The organism is Streptomyces sp. CLCI03 (assembly GCF_053615355.1).
Genome location: NZ_CM132132.1, coordinates 5,068,939 through 5,092,118, shown reverse-complemented (window position 1 = coordinate 5,092,118; position 23,180 = coordinate 5,068,939). Strand labels below are relative to the sequence as shown.

Below are 23,180 nucleotides of genomic sequence, written 5' to 3'. Positions count from 1 at the left end.
TCGGTACGTTTCCCGGCAACCCGACCGGCTGAAGTGCCCACAGCGCCCCTTGTGCCACCTCCTTCACCCGTGCGACCCTTTCGATCACTCGCCGGGTGAGGATTCCGCGAGAACCACCGGGGGGTGCGCGCCTACAGGCTATTTGCCATGCCCTCATCAAGGCTGCCTCGCGCCCCCGCGACATCCCTCGCACGCCCTCTCGCGCCCACGTCTTGATTTCGTCGCGCCGACCTTTGCGATAACCGGAGAGTGAGCTTCTTCGTGTCCTTTCAGCCGTCCCCCGCGCAGTCAGGTCCCCTGTCCGACGTGCTGCGCGTCGTCCTCGACCAGTCGGACCGAAGCCTCAGCACCTATCGCAACGATCCCGGCCGGATCCTGGAGGACGCGAACGGCGAGCGGCGAATCCAGCAAGGGGGCTACGGTGATCGCCAGTTGTACGAACTCGTGCAGAACGGCGCGGACGAACTGAGGGATCGCGATACGCCGGGCCGCGTCGCCGTGGTCCTCACGCAGAACCATCTGTACTGCGCCAACGAGGGAAACCCGCTCTCCGCCGACGGCGCCGAGACCATTCTGCGCATGAGCGTCTCGAAGAAGCGCGGAGGGCAGATCGGGCGCTTCGGCGTGGGCGTCAAGTCCGTCCTGTCGATCACCGACACCCCGCAGTTCTTCAGTGTCACGGGCAGCTTCGGATTCGACCGCGAATGGTCGGCGCACCTCATCCACGAGGTCCATCCGCAGGCGAAGGAAACTCCCGTACTGCGCATGGCCCGCCCGCTCGACCTCGCGCGCGAACTGCGCGAGGACCACGTGCTGAACGACCTCTTCTCCTGCGGGGCCGTCACGGTCGTCCGGCTCCCGCTGCTGCCCGGGGCCGCGGCGCGCCTGGGCCGGGACCTGCGCGCGTTCCCCCGGGAATTCCCGCTCTTCTCCCCGCATGTCGGGACGATCGACCTGGAGGACCGGCGCGAGAACGCGCGCTTCCGCCGTTCCCTGAGCGGGACCCGGGAAGGGACCGTCCACACCCTTCTCGTCTCGGACGACGACGGACCACCGGAGCGGGAGACGTGGCGCGTCTTCACCGTGCCCTACTCCCCCACCGCGAAGACCCGCGAGGCCTCCGGGGAACTCCACGACCGGCCCGTCATCGACATCTCGTGGGCCGTGCCCGAGAGCCGACGTGAACTGGGCGCCTTCTGGGCCTACTTCCCCACCCACTACCCGATGACCCTGCGCGGCATACTCAACGCCGCCTGGAAGACCAACGAGGACCGCCAGCACCTGGTCGACGGCACCCCGCTGAACGACGAGCTGCTGGGGGCCGCCGCCGGTCTGGTGGCCGCGTCCCTGCCCGCCCTGACGGACCCCGCCGACCCCGCCCGCCACCTCGCCCACCTGCCCGGCCGCTACAAGGAGCGCCGCAACTGGGCCGACGGGCAGGTGATCCAAGGGGTGTGGCGCGAGGCGGCCGCGAGACCCTCCCTCCCCGACCAGGACGGGGTACTGCGGAAGCCCTCCGCCCTCCGCGTCCACCCGGAGGAGCTGCGGCCCGAGTGGCTGGACCTGTGGGCCTCCCACCCGGCCCGGCCCACCGCCTGGGTGCACCGGTCCGTCGAGACCGACCGGGACCGGCGCGGCAAGCTCGGCCACATCCTCGACGCCGCGCACCACGAACGCGCGACCGTCCAGGAGTGGCTGGAGGCCCTGGTCACCGACGGCACGCCCGCGGCGTCCGCGTGCGCGCTGCGGATCCTCGCGGCGATGATCCGCGGCAACAGCCCGTACGTCCCGGAGGCCCGACAGGCCCGCATCCTCCTCACGGAGGCGCACGGCCTGGTGGCCCCGCGCCCCAACACGGTCTTCCGCCGGGTCCTGGACGACTCCCTCCCGAACGAGATGGTCTACGTCCACCCCGAGATCGCCACGGTGCGCGAGCTCTCCACCGACCTCGACACCATCGGGATCCACGAGGCCGACGCCCTCGGCCGCTTCGAAGCCGTCGTGGACCAGGGATTCGCCCGGTACGGCGAATCCTCGTGGGAGGAGTTCTGGAAGCTGTCCCGCCGGGCCGGGGCGGGCCAGTCGATCCGCATCCTGAACGAGAGGGTGCCGCATCCGACGGCCGTCCTGAAGGTGCGTACCCTCGCCGGTGCGTTCAGCAGCATCGAGTCGTGCCTGCTGCCCGGCCCCGTCGTCCCCGCCGACGGCTCGCGCGACGCGGCCCTCGCAGTCGACCCCCGCTTCCATCGGGACGACCTCCTCGTCCTGCGTGACCTCGGTGCGCGCTCGGGCCCGGACGTCGATCAGGACCCGACCGGCGAACCCTGGTTCGAGTCCTACGCGGAGGCCATGCACAAGGCGTACTGCGCCACCCTCCCGGCCAGCTCGGCCCGTCCGAACAGGGCGACCATGCGTTTGCAGGGCGCCTCGCCCGCCGGCCCGCTGGGATTCCTGACCCGGCTGAGCGAAGAGGGCAGGGCCGACTTCGTCGCCGCGATGCCCGACCGGGGCATGGTCCGCAACTGGACCCGGCAGGTCGGCAAGCAGAGCCGCACCCAGGAACCCGCGCCGTCCCCGCTGCGCTGGATGGTCACCCGGTACGGGTACGCCCGCACCGACCGGGAACTGCTCCCGCTGCGCGCTTGCGTGGGACCGCAGCTGTCCCCCTACGCGGCCGTCCTCCCCGTGGCCCGCCTCTCCCCCGCCCAGGCCGACGCCCTGGAGATGCCCGGCACCCTCGACAAGGTGCCGCAGCGGGTGTGGAACACGGTCCACGAGCGGATCGCCGTCAGCGAGGACGACACCTTCCTCGGCAACGCCTACACCCTGCTCACCCGCGCCGACGCCGGCTTCCCGGAAGGCGTCGAGACCCGCTGCCGCATCGGCACCGAATGGGGACATCGACCCGACACGGACATCGCCGTGACCTCCGTCCGCGAGGAGTACGACAGCCTCGTACGCGAATCCGTCCCGGCGCTCCTCGTCGACACCCCGGAGGACGCCGAACTGCTGCGTGAGCGGTGGGACATGTGCAGCCCCGGCGACAAGATCACGAAGGAGCTGAGTCACGCCTCCGAGGCCGAACCCGAGCTGCTCCTGAACCGCTTCCCCTCCCTGCGCCTGCGCACCGACCTCGCGACCGCCGACGCCTGGTTCCAGTCCTGCACCCGACTCGAAGAGATCATCCGCACCGACCACAACTACCGCCCCGTCGCCCTGAAGAGCGCGCTCGACGGCCGGGTCGCGTTGATCAGCCACCCCGAGGACGAGCTGGAGATCCTCCACGAGGCGTCCAAGGTGTTCGGCTGGCGACTGTCGCGTGCCGAGTGCCGGCAGGTCATCGCGCTCCAGGAACAGCAGCGGGCCAACGAGAAGCTCCAGCGCGTCGTCCACGCGGAGAGCGTCACCGACAAGCTCCTGCTGCTGATCGGCGAGGAAGCCCTGCGCACGGGACTCCCGCCGGGCCTGTGGGAGGACGAGCTCCACGTGTCCGGGAAGGAGCCCGACGGGCGACGGATCGCGGAACTGGCCTACAACTCGGAGAAGGACGGCGTCCTGCGCCACTACGCCAAGGCGATCGCCTCCCGATGGGCCGAGGCCCCGAACAGCTACGGCGGCGACACCGCCGCGCGCCAGTTCGTCAACCGCCTCGGCTTCCCCGAGGCGTTCGCCGGCGCCCGCCCCGTCAGCCCGCCCGCGATGGAGCAGGTGGCGGGGCCCGTGGACTTCCCCCGCCTGCACGACTACCAGGAGCAGCTCGCCCAGAACCTCTTCTACCTGCTGACGGACCCCGACCCCAAACGCGCCATGCTGTGCATGCCCACCGGCTCCGGCAAGACGCGGGTCGCGGCCGAAGCGGTGATCCGGGCCATCAAGCACCGCCGGCCCACCGGTCCGATCCTGTGGATCGCGCAGAGCGAGGAACTGTGCGAGCAGGCCGTGCAGAGCTGGAAGTTCGTCTGGTCCAAGGTCGGCGCCGAACGCGAGGCGCTGTCCATCAGCCGGCTGTGGGGGGCCAACTCCGCCACCGACATCCGCTCCACCGTCCACCTCGTGGTCGCCGTCGACGCGAAACTGGAACGGCACCTGGACACCGAGGCGTACGCCTGGCTGCGCGAGGCCTCGGCCGTCATCGTCGACGAGGCGCACACCTCCCTCTCCAAGCGCTACACCCGGCTCTTCGAACTCCTCGGGATCTCCCGCAACAACAGGACCGAGCGGCCGCTGGTCGGACTGACGGCGACCCCCTTCCGCAGCACGAACGAGGACGAGACCCAGCGCCTCGTCCAGCGCTACGGCCGGTCACGACTGGACAAGGGCGTCCTCGACCCGGACCCGTACCCCCAGCTGCAGGACATGAAGGTGCTGGCCAGGGTCGAGCAGCGGGTCCTGCGGGGCGCGACGGTGACCATGAGCGCCTCGGAACTGAGCAAGGTGGACACCTTCGGCGCGCTGCCCGCCACGGTCGAGGACCGGCTCGCGTTCGACCACGAACGCAACCGGATGCTCGTCGACGAGATCGCCTCCCTGCCCGCCGACTGGCCCGTCCTGCTGTTCGCCACCTCCGTGGCCCACGCCAAGGTGATCGCGGCCAAGCTGAACGGCATGGGCGTGTCCGCCGACTCCATCGACTCGGCCACGCCCACCGCCACCCGCCGCAAGCGGGTGGACGACTTCCGGGAGAACAGGATCCGGGTCCTGGCCAACTACGGCGTCCTCACCCAGGGCTTCGACGCCCCCGCCACCCGCGTGGTGGTCGTCTCCCGCCCCACCTACAGCCCCAACGTCTACCAGCAGATGATCGGTCGCGGGCTCCGCGGACCCGCGAACGGAGGCAAGGACACCTGCCTCATCCTCAACGTCGACGACAACATCGAGAACTACGGTCACAAGCTCGCCTTCACCGAGTTCGAGCACCTCTGGGAGCGCACGTGACGAACACCCCGGGAGCGTCTCCCACGCTCACGGACGAACAGCGCGCCGTCGTGGAACTGCCCTGGGACGCCAAATGCCTGGTCGTCGCCGGGGCGGGCGCCGGCAAGACCCACACCCTGGTGCGCCGCCTCGACGCCCTGGTCGAGCGCGACGACGTACTGCCCGGCGAGATACTCGTCCTGAGCTTCTCCAACGCCGCCGTACGCGAGCTGCGCCGACGCATCCAGCGGCACGCCGTCGCCGCCGACCGGGTCCGGGTACAGACCTTCGACAGCTGGGCCACCGCCTTCCTGTCCGAGATCGCCCCCACCGGCGAGTGGCACACCGTCCCCTTCGACGAACGCATCCGCAACGCCACGGAAGCGATCGGGGAAGGCAGGCTCGACGCGTACCTCACCGAGGACCTGGCCCATGTCGTCGTCGACGAGGTGCAGGACCTCGTCGGTGATCGAAGCCGCATGATCGAGGCCCTGCTCGACGAGTACCGGGACGCCGGATTCACCGTCGTCGGCGATCCCGCCCAGTCCCTGTACGGCTTCCAGGTACCGGTGGCACGACGCGCCGAGGAGGTCAACAGCTTCTTCCCCTGGCTGCGCAACAGCTTCCCCGCGGACCTGCGCGAGCTACGGCTCACCCGCAACTTCCGCGCCACGACGGACTCCGCCCGCACCGCCCTCCACCTGGGCCACCACCTCCAGCAGGACGACCTGACCGCCGAGGGCCACCGGTCGGTCCACAGCCGGCTGCACGCCGCGCTGCTGTCGAACCTTCCCTTCGCCCCCCTCGACAGCGAACTCGCCGCCTCCGCACTCCGTTCCGACCAGGGCACGAACGCCATCCTGTGCACCACCAACGGCCAGGCCCTGGCCGTCTCCCGCTCCCTGTGGACGTCCGGCATACCCCACAGGGTGCAGCGCTCCGCCCAGGACCGCGTGCTGCCCGCCTGGTTGAGCCTGCTCTACCGCCGATGCGAAGGATCCGCCCTGGCCAGGGCGCGGTTCGACGCGATCGCCGACGAGCTGGACCTCCCGGACGGCGAGGCCCGCGACGTCCTGTGGCACGCCTTGGTCCGGCTGGACGGCCGTGGGCACCGGTCGGGGATCGATCTGAACCGGGTGAAAACCGCCCTCGCCGCCGGCCGGACACCGGACGAACTGACCACCCAGGACACGCGAAGACTCGTCGTCTCCACCGTGCACCGCGCCAAGGGGCTGGAGTTCGACCGGGTCGTCGTGATCGACCCCGGTCCCGCGCCGGCCTCGGACACCAAGGACGGCGATCCGGCCGCGGCGGCCCGCGCCCTCTACGTGGCCATGACCCGACCGCGCACCGACCTGTACCACCTGGACCTGCGCAGGGACCCCTTCCTCCGCAAGGACGACGACGGCCGGCCCCCGACCGGCCGCTGGTACCGCGGCGGAACGGGTCCCAAGCGCGGACAGCGGTACGGCATCGAAGTCATCGGCGGCGACGTGTCACGCGAGGCCCCGGCCGGCGCCCACGACATCGAGGACGACGCCGTCGACCTGCAGCACTACCTCGCGCAGGAGGTGCACCCCGGCGACCCCGTCGAGTTCGTACGCGCGCACGCCCTCCCGACCGGACCGGACGCGAGCCCTCCCTACCTGCTGCGCCATGCCGGCCGCGTCATCGGAAGCGCCTCCGAGGCCTTCCGCAAGGACATGTACACGATCCGCAGGACCCGCAAGGACGCGGCCGCACTCGCATGGCCACTCACCATCACGGACCTGTTCCTCGACTCGGTGGAAACCGTCGTGGGCAGCGACAACGTCGCTCTCGGCGCGGGCCTGGGCGAGCGGGGCGTATGGCTGGCCCCCCGGCCGATCGGGCTGGGGCGCTACGAGTGGGAGCGGAAGGGCACGGAGGACGGCGAGGGATGATGAAGAGCGAGCACGACGAACACTACGAGTTCCGGGACGAGTTGGTGCACCGGCTCGTCCTCGACCTGATGGGTCCCAAGGGCGGACCGGACGAGGTGCTGGAGGACCCGCCGGTCACCACCTATCCCGTCGGGGCCCTGTTCCCGCAGGGCGACGCCGCCGAGGACCGGACCGAGCGGGCCGCCGACGACGACCCCGACCCCGCGGCCGACGTGGCCCGCCGGGAGCAGCGCGACGGGGACCGGGACGACTCCGGCGTCGCCCTCTCCAACGTACGTCGCCCCTCGGCCATGGGCATCACCTTCGCCGTCGACCGGGTGGCGGCCCCCGAGGTCACCGTCCGCGTCGAGGCCGCCCGCTACCTACCGGTCGACGCGTCGGGGCGGGCGACCGCCGCCAAGGCCGCGGAACGACGCTCCACCGAGGACACCGGCGAACGATGGACGCGCCAGGCCGTCCCCGCCCGCGACGTACCCGTCGACGTCACCGCGCCCGGCACCCGGACGGTGGAGATCCTGCCCCACCTCCTGTCCCTGCAGATCATCGTGCGCAGCGAGGACGCCTCCGGGGCCGTCGCGGTGACCGTCACCCTCATCAACACCACGCCCGCCCCCAGGACCGGCCCCCAGGACGAGGCCTGCTTCTTCCAGCCCCGCCTGACCGTGACCGCGCCCGCGGGCTCCGGCGGTCTGGTGGAACGGCCCGTCCACGGCCGCTCGGCCGACCCCGAGCTGGATGTCAGCCGGCTCCTGCACCGGCACGCCCCCTCCTTCGCCACGGGCCACGGCTGCGCCGCGGACTGGCACTGGGTGGCGCCCCCTCCGAACCACCTGCGGGCGGACGCCGGGCCGTACCGCATCGACGCCGTGCACACCGAGCTCGTGCCCACGTACGAGGTCATGCTCACCGACTCGAACCCCGACATCGACGCGACCTCGTTGGGCATGAAGTGGCTCTCGACCGCGCCCCGGGACGAGATCGTGCCCGCCCTCCTGGCGCTCCTGTCCTCCTACGAGAACTGGATCGCGGAGCGCAGGACCGACGCCGAACGGCTCGGCTCCTCCGAGTTCGCCGAACTGGCCCTGCTGCAGATCGACCACTGCGCCACCGCTCTGGGACGCATGCGCTCCGGCGTCGAGCTGCTGCGCGTCGACGACGACTGCCTGGAAGCCTTCCGGCTGGCCAACCGCGCCATGGACGACCAGCGCACCCGCGCGATCACGATCAAGGAAGGTGAGCCGGGCCGCCCCAACGCCTGGCGCCCCTTCCAGATCGGCTTCGTCCTGCTGTGCCTCGACGGCATCGCCGATCCCCAGCACGACGACCGGCAGATCGCCGACCTCCTGTGGTTCCCGACCGGCGGTGGCAAGACCGAGGCCTACCTCGGCCTCATCGCGTTCACCGTGTTCCTGCGGCGACTGCGCCGCCGCGAATCCGGCGGCGGGGTGACCGTACTGATGCGGTACACGCTCCGCCTGCTGACCCTCCAGCAGTTCGAACGGGCGACCATCCTGATCTGCGCGATGGAACGCATCCGCCTGGAGGCGAAGAACTCCGCGCGCCCGCTGGGCACGGAAAGGATCTCCATCGGCATGTGGGTGGGCCAGTCGGCCACCCCGAACGACCTCAAGACCGCGCAGAAGAGCCTGCAGAAGCTCCGCAACGGCCAATCGGTCGCCAAGGAGAACCCCGTCCAGCTCCGCGCCTGCCCCTGGTGCGGATCCGCTCTGGACGCCCACGACTACACGGTCACCCTGGAACCCGCCGCGATGGTCGTCGCGTGCCCCGCCGAGGACTGCGACTTCCACGAAGGCCTGCCGATCCACGTGGTGGACCAGACCGTCTACCAGGCACGCCCCACGCTGGTGATCGCGACGGTCGACAAGTTCGCCCTCATCCCGTGGGAGGAGCGGACCGCCGCCCTGTTCAACCTGAACCGGCCCGCCGACGACACCCCGCCGCCCGAACTGATCGTCCAGGACGAGCTGCACCTGATCTCGGGCCCGCTCGGGACCATGACCGGGCTGTACGAAACGATGATCGACCTCGCCGCGGAGACACCCAAGGTGATCGCCTCCACCGCGACGATCCGACGGGCCAAGCAGCAGGGCCACGCCCTGTTCCACCGTGAGGTCCACCAGTTCCCGCCCACCGCGCTCGACTCCCGCGACTCGTGGTTCTCCCGCGAGGCGCCGGCCGACCGCAAGGCCACCCGCCGCTACGTCGGCCTGCTGACCCCGTCCACCAGCCAGGCCACCCTCCTCGTGCGCGCGTACGCCGCGCTGCTCCACCACGCCGCACTGATCGAGGGCCCCGGCGCCGTCCGGGACGCCTACTGGACGCTCGTCGGCTACTTCAACAGTCTGCGCCTGCTTGCCGCGGCCGAACTGCAGGTCAGGGACGACGTCCACGACCGGATCGCACTGCTCGCCGCCCAGGCCGAGACGCGGACGCGTGAGATCAACGAGCCGTCCGAACTCACCAGCCGCATCGACGCGAGCGACATCCCCAAGTACCTCAAGGATCTGGAGCGCCGCCACCCGCACCCCGACGCGGTCGACGTCCTGCTCGCCACGAACATGATCTCGGTGGGCGTCGACATCGACCGGCTGGGCCTCATGGCGGTCATGGGGCAGCCGCAGACCACCGCCGAGTACATCCAGGCGACCAGCCGGGTCGGACGCAGCCACCCGGGACTCGTCGTCACCCTCCTGAACTCGGCTCGCTCGCGCGACCGTTCGCACTACGAGAACTTCACCACCTACCACTCGGCCCTCTACCGCCAGGTCGAGTCGACGAGCGTCACCCCGTTCTCCCCCCGCGCCCGGGACCGGGCCCTGCACGCCGTCCTCGTCGGCCTCGCCCGCCTCACCATCGAGGCGGCCCGCCCCAAGAGCGGCGCCACGAAGATCGACCGGTTCGAGGACCGGCTGAAGGACATCCGCACCGCCATCACCTGTCGGGCCCGGGACATCGCCCCCGAACACGCCGACGACGTGGACGCGGAACTCGAAGAGATCATCGACGACTGGCGACTGCTCGCCGAGACGTATCCGGACACCCTCGTGTACGAGGGCTGGTTCGGCAAACGCCCCGCCCTGCTGGTGCCGTTCGCGGAGGCCGAGGACGGCGAGTCCTTCCGCACGCTCACCAGCCTGCGCGACGTCGACGCCGAGTCCGACCTGTTCGAGGAGAAGTAGATGTCAGAGTCCCCCCGGCGCTCCCGCTCCGGCTCCCGCCTCCAGCGACTGCGCGCCGAGAGCGGACCCCGCAAGCTCGGTTCGGCCCGGCGCGCCCAGATGATCACCACCTACGGTGTCGGATCGATGATCGCGATCGACAGCGAGTCCTTCATCGTGCGCGGACTCGACTCCTGGCACGTGCCGTCGGAGTTCGAACTCACCGAGCCCCGCCTCCAGTACCGGCTGAACGTCGACGGATTCCACCTGCCGCCCGCCACCACCGACGAGAACGCGCCGAGCGACGGCGTCCACGTCGCCCGCTTCCCCGAGTGGTACTCCTGCTCCACCTGCCACTCCCTCGACGAGCACCGCCGGCTGACCGCGGACCCGAAGAAGAACAAGTGCGGCAGGTGCGAGACCACGGAGCTGACCCCGTCCCGCTTCGTCATGGTCTGCGAGAACGGACACCTCGCCGACTTCCCGTACTGGCTCTGGGTCCACAAGTCCGAGGAACGCCCGGCGGGCGGCTCCCAGCCCCACCGCCTCGAAATCCGCACGGCGGGCCGCACCGCCTCCCTGCGTTCCATCCGCATCCACTGCTCGTGCGGAGTGGCCCCCAAGTCCCTCGAAGGAGCCCTCGGCCGCAAGGCGCTGGCCTCGCTCGGGATCCGCTGCTCCGGGCGACGGCCCTGGCTGAAGGACGACTCCGCCCCCGAGGAATGCACCGAGGACCCGCGAGCCATACAGCGTGGTTCCTCCGCCGCCTGGTTCCCCATGGTCTCCTCCGCGCTGACCATCCCCCCGTGGTCCCAGGGCGCCAACAAGCTCGTCCGCCCCTTCATGTCGAAGTTCCGCGATCGGACCGACGCGGAGATCCTCGTCTACATCGGGATGACGCCTCAGCTGCAGAAGTCCGGCTACGACGCCGCCGCTCTCCTGGCCGCGGTACGCGTCGGCCAACGGGCCACCGAGGCACGTGAGGCCAAGGAGGAGGACGCCGCGGCGGTGCTGATCGATCCGCTGCGCCGCGACGAGTACGAGCAGCTGCAACGCAGCACCGAGTACGACCACCGCGTCAGCCCCGACTTCGAGACGCAGGACCCGGGCGACCTCGGTGACCTCCCCGACCGCACGGGCATCGACCAGGTGATGCTGGTCCCCCGCCTGCGGGAGGTCCGGGCCCTGACCTCCTTCACCCGGCTGACCGCCCCGACCTCGGCCGCCCCCGAACGGCATTCCTCGCTGTCGCGCAACCCGCAGGGATGGCTGCCGGCCATCGAGGTCGTGGGCGAGGGCGTGTTCCTGCGACTGGACCGCGAACGCGTGGCCCGCTGGGAACAGCGGCATCCGGAGGTGACCCGTCGCGCCGACGTGGTGCGTGAGCACCATCTCGCGCTGCTCGCCGAGCAGGCCGGCCCGGACGGCGACCCGGAACTCTCCCCGGTCACACCCCGCATGCTGCTCGTCCACACCCTGGCGCACGTGCTGATCAACGAGTGGAGCCTCGACTGCGGCTATCCCGCCTCGGCACTGCGCGAACGCCTCTACGTCGACGACGAGATGACCGGCGTGCTGCTCTACACCGCGACCAGCGACTCCGCCGGGAGCCTCGGCGGACTGGTCAGCCAGGGCGAGCCGGACGCGCTCACGCGATCCCTCACCTCGGCCCTGACCCGGGCCGCGTGGTGCTCCGCCGACCCGCTGTGCATGGAATCCCCGGTCAGCGGGGCCGACAACGTCAACCTCGCCGCCTGCCACTGCTGCGTCCTGCTCCCCGAGACCAGCTGCGAGCAGTTCAACCGCTTCCTGGACCGCGCCCTGCTCATCGGCACCCCGCAGGATCCCGAGGTCGGCTTCTTCCACGGGACGCTCTGACGGACCGGCCACCGTCCGGCCCGAGGGGTCCTGCCGATCGCGGCCGATCGGCGGGACACCCCCGGGCCCGGGCGGAATCCAGGTCCTGTCGTCAAAGTGGCGCCTGGCCCGCGGCGCCACTTTGACGACAGGACCTAGCGGTCCGCCGCCGCGTAGGAGGCCGCTGCCACCGCGGCCGCCGCCGTGAAGACCGCGGGCCACGCCCCGATCCTCTTCGCCAGCGGGTGCGATCCCGCGAACGCGGCCACGTAGCCCGCGCCCAGGAGGGCCGTGGTCGTCGGGCTCGTACGGCGGTGCCATTCGCGGGCGGCGACCGTACCGGCGGCCGCGAGGATCACGCCGCCGAGCGGGCGTACGCCGGTCCAGCGGGCCGTGGCGTAGCCGCCGACCAGGCCGGCCGCCGCTATCGCCGAGGTGGGAATCTGCGCCATCGTGGAGTCCTCCAGCCGTTCGAACGTCTCCGGACGAGGCTAACGCGCACGCCGTGCGAAGCGGCGCGCGGTGCCCACGCCCAGGACCACCACGGCTCCGCCGAGAACGCCGGGCGGGACCGTGTCCTGGACGGCGCGGGGCAGGACCGCGATGACGCCGAGGGTGATGAAGAACGCCACCGCGCACGCGGCGAGGCCGATCAGGGCTTTGCGGAGGAGAGAGCTGGGCACACCGGTTCAACGCCGGTCCGGGGGAAGGCGATACGGGCGACCCGGCCACGTACGGAAGTCGGATTTGTCGCACACCCTCCGGATCCGTGCAGGTGCCCTCCGTGGAACCTCCCCGGCGTAGATTCACTCTCCTACACGGGCGATCCGACCGAAGCCGCCCAAGCCGGCCCAAGGAGCTGCAAACGTGATCTGTTATGGACCGGCCGTGCTGGACCTCACGGACGAACTGGCCGACGCCTACAGCGAGGTGTTCTCCGCGCCACCGTGGAACGAGGATGAAGAAACCATTCGCCAGTTCTCCCCCCGACTCCACGCCGACAGCCGCCGCACCGGATTCCGCACCGCCTTCGCACAGTCCCCCGCCGGCATCGACGGCTTCGCCACCGCCTGGCTGACCCCCAAGACCTTCCCCCGCGACCGCGCCTACGGACAGGTCTCCGCACAGCTCGGCCGACAGCGCGTCCGAGAACTCCTCATCGGCGCCCTGGAGATCGACGAACTCGCCGTACGCCCGCACGCGCGCGGCAACGGCACCGGGCGCGCCCTGCTCGCCGAGATCACCGCCGACGCCCCCGACGAACGCGCCTGGCTGCTGACCGCCCGGGTGGCCACCGACACCGTCGCCACCTACCGGCGCCTCGGCTGGCACGAGGTCACCCCCCTGCCCGGCACCCGGAACGGCGTCGTCGTCTTCCTCGCCCCGAACCACCCCTCGGCCTGAGCATCGGACCCGCCCCACCGGGCATACCGGGGGCATGATCACCGCCATCGCCCGTACCGCCCGACGCCAGCTGAACCTGGCCACCTACCACCAGCTCACGCAGGCCGGGATCCCGTCCACCACCATCAGCGGCCGCAGCCGCCACGGAGGGCCCTGGCAACGGCTCCTGCCACGGGTGTACCTGCTGCAGACCGGCCCGCCCGACACCCGCCAGCAGGCGCTGTCCGCCGTCCTGTACGCCGCCCACCCCGCGGCCGACCCCCTCTCCGGAACCACCGCCGCGCTCACCGGCGGCGCCGCGCTCGCCCTCCTCGGCATCCGCGACGCCCCACCCGAACCCCTCGACGTCCTCGTCCGCGCCCCACGCTCACCGGCCGCGGCAGGCCGGGTCCGACCCCGCCCCACCACACGTTGGCCCGCCACCATCCACATCTCCGGAGTCCCCAGCACCCGCCCGATCCGAGCCGCCGCCGACTTCGCCACCCGCACGGACGACGCCGATCTGGTGCGCTCCGTCCTGGCCAACGTCGTCCAGGGCGGCTGGTGCCACCCGCACGACCTGCGCGCCGAACTGCGCACGGGCCGCGTCCACGGCCGCCCCGCCGTCCGCGCCGCGGCCGCCGAACTGGTCGCCGGGGTCCGCTCGATCGCCGAGGGCCGCGCGCGCGAGACCCTCGCCGCCACCGACCTCCCGGCCCCGCTCTGGAACGCCCGCCTCCACGGCCCCGACGGAACCTTCCTGGCCAGCCCGGACGCGTACTGGCCCGACGAAGGCGTGGCCCTGGAGATCGACTCCGCCGAATACCACTACACGCGCGACGCCTGGCAGGCCACCCTCCTGCGGCGGCTGCGCCTGGAGGCCCGAGGCGTCCTGGTCGCCGGCACGACACCCGGGATCCTCCGCGACAGACCGGCCGACGTGATCGCCGCCCTACGCGCACTCCTCACCCTGGGCGCGGCCCGCCCCGAACCCCTACGGGTCACCGCCCGCGGGCACGCCCAACTGGAACTGCCGCTCCCCAGGGCCTACGCCCCGAAGGCGCGCGAGACCGTATAGATCAGCAGGCCCGCCAAGGCGCCGACCACCGTGCCGTTGATACGGATGAACTGCAGGTCACGGCCGATGTGGGCCTCGATCTTGCGGGAGGTGTGCTCGGCGTCCCAGCCCGCCACCGTGTCCGTGATCAGCGAGGTGATCTCCGTCCGGTAGGTGGTGACGACGTAGACGACGGCGCCCTCGATCCACCCCTCCACCTTCGCCTGCAGCCGGCCGTCCGTGGCCAGACGCGCACCGAGCGCGAGCAGCGAGGCCCGGACCCGCAGGCGCAGCTCGCTCTGCTCGTCCTCCGCCGCCGAGATGATCATCGACCGGATCGCCGACCACGCCGAGGCGATGACGTCCTGGACCTCGTCACGCGCCAGGATCTCGGACTTGAGCCGCTCCACCTTCGCCCGGGTCTCGGTGTCCGACTGGAGATCGGCCGCGAAGTCCGTCAGGAACCGGTCCACCGCCGCACGCGCCGGATGCTCGGGCATGTCCCGCATCTCCGTGACGAAACGCAGCAACTCCTTGTAGACCCGCTCGCCCACCTTCCGGTCCACGAACCGCGGGGTCCAGCCCGGGGCACCCCCCTGGACCGCGTCCGTGATCGAGGCCCCGTGGGTGACGAGCCAGTCGTGGGCCTTGGCACAGATCAGATCGACGGCACGACGATGGCCACCGTCCTCGACGACCCGCTCCAAGGTCTTGCCGAGACCCGGCGCGATCTCGGCGGTCTCGGCGCGCCGCGTGATGGCCTCACCGACCACGGCCTGCACGTCGGAGTCGCGCAGCACGGTGAGCGCACCGCGCAGGGCGGCGGCCAGCTCGGCCGTCACCCGGTCGGCATGCTCGGGCTCGGCGAGCCACGAGCCGAGACGGCCGCCGATGCCGAGGGCGTGGAGCCGGGCCCGCACCACGTCGGCGGAGAGGAAGTTCTCCCCGACGAACTCGCCGAGGGTGGCGCCGAGCTGGTCCTTCTTGGTCGGGATGATCGCGGTGTGCGGGATGGGCAGCCCGAGCGGGTGCCGGAAGAGGGCGGTCACGGCGAACCAGTCCGCGAGCGCGCCGACCATCCCGGCCTCGGCCGCGGCGGCGACGTACGCGGCCCAACCGCCGGCCCCCCAGGCGTGCTGGGCGTACTTGGCGAGTACGTACACCACCGCGACCAGGAGCAACAGACCGGTCGCGGTGGCCTTCATCCGCCGGACCCCACGCCGGCGCTCCTCGTCGGCGGCACTGAACACGAACCCTCCGGTGGTGCTGCGGTTCTCCACGTGCTCCTGCCTTCCCCCGGGGGCGCCGGTTTTGTCTGCATAGCATCCGACTCCCGGGAGCCCCGAGGAGTTCCCGCCACGCCAGTCCGCTCCCGCGGCGGGTAGCGGTCCGGGTCGACCTAGCCGGTCCGTATCGGCCTGCGGGCCGGAATCCGGACTGCCGTCCGGGCGGGTGCGCGGGGCCGGGCAGGGGTGTCTCCTCGGCTCGCGCCGTTCCCTCCGGGCGGGGCGGGCGGGGTCCGGTGACGGCGCGGGCGGGTGCGCGGGGCCGGGCAGGGGTGTCTCCTCGGCTCGCGCCGTTCCCTCCGGGCGGGGCGGGCGGGGTCCGGTGACGGCGCGGGCGGGTGCGCGGGGCCGGGCAGGGGTGTCTCCTCGGCTCGCGCGATGCGGGCGCGTCTCGGCTGTGGGCGGTGGTTGCGCGCTCGTCCTGCGGGGACACCCCTGCCCGTCCCCGCTCCCCACGCGTCGGGCCGGCTTCGGGGGGCACTGTCGAAGTCCTGCCGTGGGGCGGGGACACGGCGGAGTGTCCCCGCAGGACGAGCGCGCACCCCCGCGAACAGCCGAGACATGCCGAACCGCGCGAGCCGAGGAGACACTCCGGCGGGGCACCGACCCACACCACCCAGCCCCGCCGGCGTTTGAGGCGCGGGGTCCGGGGCGGAGCCCCGGAACCACCGACCGGCCGGAGCCCCCGCGGCTACAGCTCTTTGCGGAGCGAGGGCCCACCCAGAGGCCGCTTCCGCTTCTTGACCTTCACCTCCACGCCGCCCCAGAAGGCGAAGCCCGTCACCACCACCCGCGGCGCGCCCGGCTCGGCCGGCCCCGGATTGTCGCGCTGGTCGAAGGCGCCCATGAAGCCGAAGCCCCGGACGTCCACCTCCACCCCCGGCGGCACCGTGATCTGGATACCGCCCATGACCGCGACGCAGTTGATCACCACCTCGCGCTGCGCGAAGTCCGCCTCGCGCAGGTCGAGCTCCCCGCCGCCCCAGAACGCCACCGCGTCGAACCGCGCCGGCACCGTCCACCGGCCCTTGCGCTGGAAGCCCGACATCACCGCGACGGCCGTCGCCGAGCTGCCCGCCCCGCCGATCCGCCCCGTCCAGGGCTCGGTGCTCGCCCCGGGCCGGGCGACCGGACCGCCCGCCGGAGCCGGCAGGTCCCGCGTCAGCGGTTCCAGCTCCGCGTACGTCCGCGACGTGTACGCCGCCTCCAGCCGCTCCTCGAACTCCTCCATGTCGAGCCGGCCCTCGGCGACGGCGTCCCGCAGACGCTCCACCACCCGGTCCCGGTCGGCGTCCGACGCCCTCAGCTCCGGCAACGGCTTCTCCGGCCGCTCGTCACTCATGTGGACCAGACTATGCAGGGTTGTCGGGGAGTTGTATGGCTCAGCCCCTGAGATCGCCCCCGGATCGCCCCCGGCTTTCCCCTGATGCAGGGGACCGTCAGCCCCGGCCCGCGTACATCCGCGCGATCACGTCCTCGATGTCCGGCTCCCGCACCGACAGGTCCACCAGCGGGTAGTCCGCCGCCACCGCCGCCACCAAGGGCGCCGCCGAGGTCCCCGCCGGGAACGCCAGCCACTGCCGCGGCCCCTCCACCTTCACCACCCGAGCCCCCGCCACACTGATCGGCGCGAGTTCCCGCTCCAGGTCCACCACCAGCGTCCGCTCGCTCTCCCCCACCGCCCCGGCCGCGTGCAGCCCGCCCAACGGCCCGTCGTACATCAACCGCCCGTGGTCGATCACCATCACCCGCTCGCACAGCTGCTCGATGTCCTGGAGGTCGTGCGTCGTGAGCAGCACGGTCGTGCCGAGTTCCTCGTTCAGCTGCCGCAGGAAGCCCCGTACCTTCGCCTTGCTCACGACATCGAGCCCGATCGTCGGCTCGTCCAGGTACAGCACCTCCGGGTCGTGCAGCAGCGCCGCCGCGATGTCCCCGCGCATCCGCTGCCCCAGCGACAACTGCCGTACCGGTACGTCCAGCAGCTCGGCCAGGTCGAGCCGTTCCACGCAGCGCTCCAGGTTCTCCTCGAACCGCGCCCGCGGCACCCGGTACAGCCGCCGCATCAGCCCGTACGAGTCCTTCAGCGGCAGGTCCCACCACAGCGTGGTGCGCTGCCCGAACACCACCCCGATCCGGTGCGCCAGCCGCATCCGTTCCCTTGCCGGGTCGATGCCCGCGACCCGTAGCCGGCCGCCGCTCGGGGTCAGGATGCCGGTCAGCATCTTGATCGTCGTGGACTTCCCCGCGCCGTTGGGCCCGATGTAGCCGACCATCTCGCCGCGGGCGACCTCGAAACTGATCCCGTCCACCGCTCTGACCTGGCGTTTCTCCCGACGCATCAGGCTCACCCGGCGCCGTACGTCAAAGACCTTCTCAACCCCGTCCAGCGAGATCAGCGCATCCGCCACAGCTCTAGCTCCCCGTGCTTCGGTACGAACGGACTCCCGCGCGCCACGCCAGCGACGCGGGCAGGAACACCACGAAGGCCACCAGCGGGCTCAGGTACGCGACCCACCCGGGCAGTCCCAGCGGATCGGGCCGCCCCAACACGTGCAGTGCGGGCAGCCAGTTGACGAAGGCCAGCGGGACGATGAAGGTCACCCCGCGCAGCAGGTCCTTCGCGAACACGGTCGGCGGGTACTGCAGCATCGTGCAGCCGCCGTAGGTGAAGGAGTTCTGCACCTCCGCCGCGTCCCCGGTGACGAACTGGAAGGCCGCCCCGGTCACCATCACCGCCGCGAAGATGGCCGCACCCGCGATCACCATCACGGGCACCAGCAGCACCTTCCCGGCCGTCCAGTCCACCTCCAGGGTCCAGACCGCCCAGCCCATCACCCCGAGGCCCTGTCCGATGCGGCCCAGTCGGCGCAGCGCGAACCGGTCCGCCGCGACCTGCGCGAGCACCGGGACCGGCCGCACCAGCATCGTGTCCAGCGAGCCGTCACGGATCCGGGCGCCGATCCGGTCGGTGTTCCCCAGCAGCATGTCCGCCAGGCCCAGGGAGGCCGAGCAGGACCCGTACAGCAGGGCGATCTCGGGCAGCGTGAAGCCGCCGAGCGCGTCCACGTGGGAGAACATGACGGCGATCGCGACGAAGTCCAGGAGCGTGATCACCGCGTGCCCGACGGTCGTCATGACGAAGGACGTCCGGTACGTCATCGTGGAGCGGATCCACATCGCCACGATCAACCGGTAGCCGCGCAGCCCCTCCCGGACCGGGCCGCCGCGCCGGGGCTCATCGGCCACCACGACGTCCCGGTCCCGTACGCGCACCGGGACCGCCGTTGCCTCCGCTTCCGCCTCAGCCACCCTGGACCACCACCTTCCGCGTCGCGGCCGACTGCAACAGCCGCCCCGTCCCCAGCAGTACGAGCGCCCACCCGGCCTGGAAGCCCAACGCCTCGGCCGCGGCCCCGGCCCCGGAGTGCTTGCCCAGCAGGACGTCCATCGGCACCTGCAGCATCGCCGACCACGGCAGGACGCGGACGAACTCGCCGAAGCCGCCCGGGAAGACGGTCAGCGGCAGCAGCATCCCGGAGAAGAAGATGGAGGCGACCGTGGCCATGATGTTGATGCCGGCCCCGTCCATCAGCCAGAAGGCCACCAGCCCCACCATGTAGCGCAGCGCGAAGCTGACCACCAGCGCCAGCAGGACGGACACCAGGAACAGCAGCCAGCGCAGCGGGTCGACGGGCAGCGCCAGCGGGAACGCCAGCGCCCCCGCCACCAGCGGCACCACCCCGCGGCCCAGCAACTGGAAGCCGGCCCGCCCCAGATCGGCCGCGAGCCACCACATCTGGAGGTCCGCGGGCCGGTAGAGGTCGACCGCGATGTCGCCGGTCCGGATCCGCTCCTGGAGCTCCTCCTGGAAGCCGCCGCCGATCAGGGCGGCGGCGGCCAGCAGCGACTGGCTCACCCAGACGAAGGTCAGTGCCTGCGCCTGGTCGTAGCCGCCGAGTCCGGGCCGCTCGTCCCACAGCGCGATGTACGTGTAGGCCACGATGAACCCGAACACGGTGTTGGTGAACACCCCGGCCGCTGTCGCGATGCCGTAGGTGGCGTACCGCCTGAATCCGCCTGCCGCGACCGCCAGGTAGAGATCCACTCCGCGTCGCACTCTTCGGCGCACCGTATCCCTCCGTTTCCCACGTCGTTCCTACGTCGGCCAAAGCGCGCGAGCTTAGTGCGGAGGGGCGAGCCACGCGACCGATTTATGCCCGTCCGGAGCGTAATCAGCGGCCATCGGGTAGACACCATGAGGTACAGAAGTGGATATTTTGAACGGCGTCGAGGAGTCCTGGAGATGAGCGACCAGTCACCACCCCCGGGCTGGACCCCTCGCGACCCCGACACCCCGCCGGACGTACCGCAGCCGCGCACCGACCCGTCGGCGTCACAGCAGGCACAGCAGGCACAGCGCGGTGAACCGCAGCGGGACGGCCGGCCGGGGAAGAAGGCCCGGCGGAAGAGAACCGGGTGGCGCCGCTTCCTGCCCACCTGGCGCATGGTCCTGGGCGGCATCCTGCTCGTCTCCCTGCTGATCGGCGGCGCCCTCGTCGCCGGCTACCTGCTGGTCGACATCCCGCCCGCCAACGCCGCGGCCACCGCGCAGTCCAACGTCTACCTGTACTCCGACGGCTCCCAGATCGCCCGCGACGGCGAGGTCAACCGCGTCAACGTACCGCTGTCGCAGATCCCCCGGTCCGTGCAGGAGGCCGTACTGGCCGCCGAGGACCGGGACTTCTACTCCGAACGGGCGGTGGACCCCAAGGCGATGATCCGCGCCGCCTGGAACACCGCGACCGGCAAGGGCACCCAGTCCGGTTCTACGATCACCCAGCAGTACGTCAAGAACTACTACTTGGGCCAGGAACAGACGCTCAAACGCAAGGCCAAAGAGTTCTTCATCGCGATCAAACTCGGTCGCGAGAAGTCGAAGAACTACATTCTTGAGGGCTACCTGAACACCAGCTACTTCGGCCGCAACGCCTACGGCATCCAGGCCGCCGCCCAGGCCTACTACGGCAAGGACGTGGGCAAACTCACCACCGCCGAGGGCGCGTACCTCGCCACCCTCCTCAACTCCCCCAGCGCCTTCGACGTCGTCTCCCACCCCCAGAGCCGCCCCCGCGCCCTCGCCCGCTGGAACTACGTACTCGACGGCATGGTCAAGAAGCAGTGGCTGACCCCCGCCGAACGCGCGACGACCCAGTTCCCCGAACCGGGCAAGGTCCGCGCCGCCGCCGGCCTGTCCGGCCAACGCGGCTACCTCGTCGAGGCGATCAAGGACTACATCGTCGACAACGAGATCCTCGACGACAAGACCCTCGCCGAAGGCGGCTACCGCATCACCACCACCATCGACAAACGCCGCCAGAGCGCCCTCGTCGACGCCGTCGACAGCCAGATGGTCAGCAAACTCGAACCCGAGACGCGCAAGGCCGACCGACTGGTCCGCACCGGCGGAGTCTCCATCGACCCGGCCACCGGCAAGGTCCTCGCCATGTACGGCGGCATCGACTACACCAAGCAGTACGTGAACAACGCGACCCGCCACGACTACCAGGTCGCCTCCACCTTCAAGCCCTTCGTCTTCGCCGCCGCCGTCGAGAACGACTCCCGCACCCAGGACGGCCGCCGGATCACCCCGAACACGATCTACAGCGGCGACAACAAACGCCCCGTCGTCGGCGGCCGCATCCGCTTCGCCCCCGAGAACGAGGGCCAGATCTCCTACGGCAACATCACCGTCAACACCGCCACCGACCTCTCCGTCAACGCCGTGTACGCGCAGATGGCCGTCGACGTCGGCACCGGCAAGGTCAAGAAGACCGCCATCGACCTCGGCATCCCCGAGAACACCCCCAACTTCGTCCCCGGCCCCGCCATGGCACTCGGCACCCTCCAGGCGAGCGTCCTGGACATGACCCAGGCCTACGCCACCCTCGCCGACCACGGCCGCCGCACCCCCTACACCTTCGTGGAGAAGATCACCAAGGGCGGCGACACCATCGGCCTCCCCGAGCGCACCCCCACCCAGGCCATCAGCCGCGAAGCCGCCGACACCACCACGTCCATGCTGGTCAGCGTCGTGGACAACGGCACCGGTACCGCCGCCCTCGCCGCCGGCCACCCCGCCGCGGGCAAGACCGGCACCGGCGAACTCGACCGCTCGGCCTGGTTCGCGGCCTACACCCCCGACCTGGTCACCGTGATCTCCATGATGGGCCAGGACCCGGACACCGGAACCCTCGAATCCCTCTACGGCGCCCTCGGCGAGGCCCGCATCGGCGGCGGCGGCTACCCCGCCCGCATCTGGGCCGCGTACACCAAGACCGCCCTGGAAGGCACCGACCCCGTCGACTTCGACCTGGAACTCCAGCCCGGCGCCGCCCCACCCCCACCGCCGACCGAGCCGGAGTCCGAACCGCCGCCGGAGACCCCCGGCGAACCCTCGCCCAGCACCCCCGAACGCCCGACCCGCCGCCCCTCACCGACCGACACGACCGGCGGGCGCAACCAGGGCGGACAGAACAACGGAGGCCAGAACCAGGGCGGCCAGGACAACGGGGGCCAGAACAACGGCGGTCAGGACAACGGCGGCACCACCCAGGGCGGCGACCAGGCCGGCACCACCCAAGGCACCCAGGGCGCCGGCCAGGGCAACACCGAGGGCGGCGCACAAGGCAGCACCCAGGGCGGCGACGGCGGCCCGGCCGAAGGCCTGCGACCACCGTCCGCCTTCCTCGAATGACGAGGATCAGTGACCGGAGGTCGCCTTCAGCCCCACCACGGCGACCAGCAACAGACAGATGAAGAAGATCCGGGCGGCGGTGACGGGCTCACCCAACACCGCCATACCGAGCACGGCCGCGCCGGCGGCACCGATGCCCACCCACACCCCGTACGCCGTACCGATGGGCAGGGTCTTCGCGGCGTAGGACAGCAACACCATGCTCGCGACGATCCCGGCACCCGTGAACACACTCGGCCACAGCCGGGTGAAACCTTCGGTGAACTTCATGCCGATCGACCAGCCGACCTCGAGCAGACCGGCGACGAGAAGAAGAACCCATGCCATGACGGCACCTCCGAGACAACGAGCGATACGGGGTGCGTCGTCTTGTCGTACCCGGTACGGCGCGTCTCGTCGGGGTTCCCCTCCACCGTAGCAAAAGGCCGCGAAAACGGCCGGTGACCTGCGCCACCAGCCCTTTTCCGACAACTCAGAGATACAGCCCGGTGGAGTCCTCCGACCCCTCCAGCCGCTCCGCGGCCACGGCGTGCAGATCCCGCTCGCGCATCAGCACGTACGTCGCACCCCGCACCTCGACCTCGGCACGGTCCTCGGGGTCGTACAGCACCCGGTCACCCGGCTCGACCGTCCGGACGTTCTGCCCGACCGCGACCACCTCGGCCCAGGCCAGCCGCTTGCCCACCGCGGCCGTCGCGGGAATCAGGATGCCGCCGCCCGAGCGCCGCTCGCCCTCCGGCAGATCGGACTTCACGAGCACGCGGTCGTGCAACATGCGGATGGGCAGCTTGTCGTGGGTGGTGTTCTCGCTCACGCCACGAACCTACC

General features: G+C 71.3%; 16 protein-coding genes and 1 riboswitch. Of the genes, 7 read left to right on the top strand and 9 right to left on the bottom strand.

Annotated features, from left to right (window positions below; genetic code table 11):
• Positions 1-261: 261 nt before the first annotated feature.
• The 4 genes from ACWG52_RS23475 to drmB are packed head-to-tail and all read left to right on the top strand — an operon-like array spanning position 262 to position 11,893.
• Positions 262-4,935, top strand: a complete 4,674-nt coding sequence (locus tag ACWG52_RS23475; protein WP_453125813.1) for a DEAD/DEAH box helicase — start codon at positions 262-264, stop codon at positions 4,933-4,935.
• Positions 4,932-6,836: a UvrD-helicase domain-containing protein gene (locus ACWG52_RS23470; protein WP_453125811.1), complete on the top strand. Its 1,905-nt coding sequence runs from the start codon at positions 4,932-4,934 to the stop codon at positions 6,834-6,836. Before ACWG52_RS23475 ends, ACWG52_RS23470 begins: the two co-directional genes overlap by 4 nt.
• Positions 6,833-10,036, top strand: a complete 3,204-nt coding sequence (locus tag ACWG52_RS23465; RefSeq protein ID WP_390169458.1) for a helicase-related protein — start codon at positions 6,833-6,835, stop codon at positions 10,034-10,036. The genes ACWG52_RS23470 and ACWG52_RS23465 overlap by 4 nt, the downstream gene beginning before the upstream one ends.
• On the top strand, positions 10,037-11,893 hold the full coding sequence (gene drmB, locus ACWG52_RS23460) for a DrmB family protein (protein WP_389817232.1): 1,857 nt from the start codon (positions 10,037-10,039) through the stop codon (positions 11,891-11,893). It begins immediately after the preceding gene.
• A gap of 134 nt (positions 11,894-12,027) precedes the next feature.
• Here the strand turns inward: drmB and ACWG52_RS23455 are convergent, their stop codons facing one another.
• Together ACWG52_RS23455 and ACWG52_RS23450 are read right to left on the bottom strand one after the other, a co-directional pair.
• Complete coding sequence (locus ACWG52_RS23455) at positions 12,028-12,324, bottom strand: hypothetical protein (RefSeq protein ID WP_326748155.1); 297 nt, start codon at positions 12,322-12,324, stop codon at positions 12,028-12,030.
• A 39-nt stretch (positions 12,325-12,363) separates the two neighbouring features.
• Complete coding sequence (locus tag ACWG52_RS23450; protein WP_389817229.1) at positions 12,364-12,555, bottom strand: hypothetical protein; 192 nt, start codon at positions 12,553-12,555, stop codon at positions 12,364-12,366.
• Positions 12,556-12,739: 184 nt separating this feature from the next.
• On the opposite strand from ACWG52_RS23450, the gene ACWG52_RS23445 reads away from it, so the two are divergent.
• Together ACWG52_RS23445 and ACWG52_RS23440 are read left to right on the top strand one after the other, a co-directional pair.
• Positions 12,740-13,276: a GNAT family N-acetyltransferase gene (locus ACWG52_RS23445; protein ID WP_389817226.1), complete on the top strand. Its 537-nt coding sequence runs from the start codon at positions 12,740-12,742 to the stop codon at positions 13,274-13,276.
• Between the two features lie 34 nt (positions 13,277-13,310).
• Complete coding sequence (locus tag ACWG52_RS23440; protein WP_453125807.1) at positions 13,311-14,333, top strand: hypothetical protein; 1,023 nt, start codon at positions 13,311-13,313, stop codon at positions 14,331-14,333.
• Here the strand turns inward: ACWG52_RS23440 and ACWG52_RS23435 are convergent.
• The 5 genes from ACWG52_RS23435 to ACWG52_RS23415 all read right to left on the bottom strand — a co-directional run bounded on the left by ACWG52_RS23435 (position 14,303) and on the right by ACWG52_RS23415 (position 19,703).
• Complete coding sequence (locus tag ACWG52_RS23435) at positions 14,303-15,592, bottom strand: DUF445 domain-containing protein (RefSeq protein WP_389817221.1); 1,290 nt, start codon at positions 15,590-15,592, stop codon at positions 14,303-14,305. The two genes, ACWG52_RS23440 and ACWG52_RS23435, sit on opposite strands and share 31 nt — an antisense overlap.
• 697 nt (positions 15,593-16,289) lie before the next feature.
• Positions 16,290-16,940, bottom strand: a complete 651-nt coding sequence (locus ACWG52_RS23430) for a DUF1707 SHOCT-like domain-containing protein (RefSeq protein ID WP_389816311.1) — start codon at positions 16,938-16,940, stop codon at positions 16,290-16,292.
• A 97-nt stretch (positions 16,941-17,037) separates the two neighbouring features.
• Positions 17,038-18,006: an ABC transporter ATP-binding protein gene (locus ACWG52_RS23425; RefSeq protein WP_389816309.1), complete on the bottom strand. Its 969-nt coding sequence runs from the start codon at positions 18,004-18,006 to the stop codon at positions 17,038-17,040.
• Between the two features lie 4 nt (positions 18,007-18,010).
• The gene (locus tag ACWG52_RS23420) at positions 18,011-18,907 is read right to left on the bottom strand and encodes an ABC transporter permease (protein WP_390169491.1); all 897 of its coding nucleotides are present in this window, start codon (positions 18,905-18,907) and stop codon (positions 18,011-18,013) included.
• Positions 18,900-19,703 (bottom strand): ABC transporter permease, encoded by an 804-nt coding sequence (locus ACWG52_RS23415; protein ID WP_389816307.1) that lies wholly within the window; start codon positions 19,701-19,703, stop codon positions 18,900-18,902. The genes ACWG52_RS23420 and ACWG52_RS23415 overlap by 8 nt, the downstream gene beginning before the upstream one ends.
• A gap of 198 nt (positions 19,704-19,901) precedes the next feature.
• Here ACWG52_RS23415 and ACWG52_RS23410 point away from each other — a divergent pair, with 198 nt between their 5' ends.
• Positions 19,902-22,352, top strand: coding sequence for a transglycosylase domain-containing protein (locus ACWG52_RS23410; protein ID WP_453125805.1), 2,451 nt, complete (start codon positions 19,902-19,904; stop codon positions 22,350-22,352).
• A gap of 6 nt (positions 22,353-22,358) precedes the next feature.
• Here the strand turns inward: ACWG52_RS23410 and ACWG52_RS23405 are convergent, their stop codons facing one another.
• Positions 22,359-22,679, bottom strand: coding sequence for a DMT family transporter (locus tag ACWG52_RS23405; RefSeq protein ID WP_030158619.1), 321 nt, complete (start codon positions 22,677-22,679; stop codon positions 22,359-22,361).
• A gap of 31 nt (positions 22,680-22,710) precedes the next feature.
• Positions 22,711-22,782, bottom strand: a riboswitch (guanidine-III (ykkC-III) riboswitch).
• 42 nt (positions 22,783-22,824) lie between these two features.
• Complete coding sequence (locus ACWG52_RS23400; protein WP_030009035.1) at positions 22,825-23,166, bottom strand: GroES family chaperonin; 342 nt, start codon at positions 23,164-23,166, stop codon at positions 22,825-22,827.
• Positions 23,167-23,180: the final 14 nt, after the last annotated feature.

What these genes read in the sequence shown, in the direction of transcription:
- drmB (WP_389817232.1), top strand. Translation starts at nt 10,037, where the DNA reads ATGTCAGAGTCCCCCCGGCGCTCCCGCTCCGGCTCCCGCCTCCAGCGA.
- ACWG52_RS23410 (WP_453125805.1), top strand. Translation starts at nt 19,902, where the DNA reads ATGAGCGACCAGTCACCACCCCCGGGCTGGACCCCTCGCGACCCCGAC.
- ACWG52_RS23430 (WP_389816311.1), bottom strand. Translation starts at nt 16,940, where the DNA reads ATGAGTGACGAGCGGCCGGAGAAGCCGTTGCCGGAGCTGAGGGCGTCG.
- ACWG52_RS23440 (WP_453125807.1), top strand. Translation starts at nt 13,311, where the DNA reads ATGATCACCGCCATCGCCCGTACCGCCCGACGCCAGCTGAACCTGGCC.
- ACWG52_RS23455 (WP_326748155.1), bottom strand. Translation starts at nt 12,324, where the DNA reads ATGGCGCAGATTCCCACCTCGGCGATAGCGGCGGCCGGCCTGGTCGGC.
- ACWG52_RS23405 (WP_030158619.1), bottom strand. Translation starts at nt 22,679, where the DNA reads ATGGCATGGGTTCTTCTTCTCGTCGCCGGTCTGCTCGAGGTCGGCTGG.
- ACWG52_RS23465 (WP_390169458.1), top strand. Translation starts at nt 6,833, where the DNA reads ATGATGAAGAGCGAGCACGACGAACACTACGAGTTCCGGGACGAGTTG.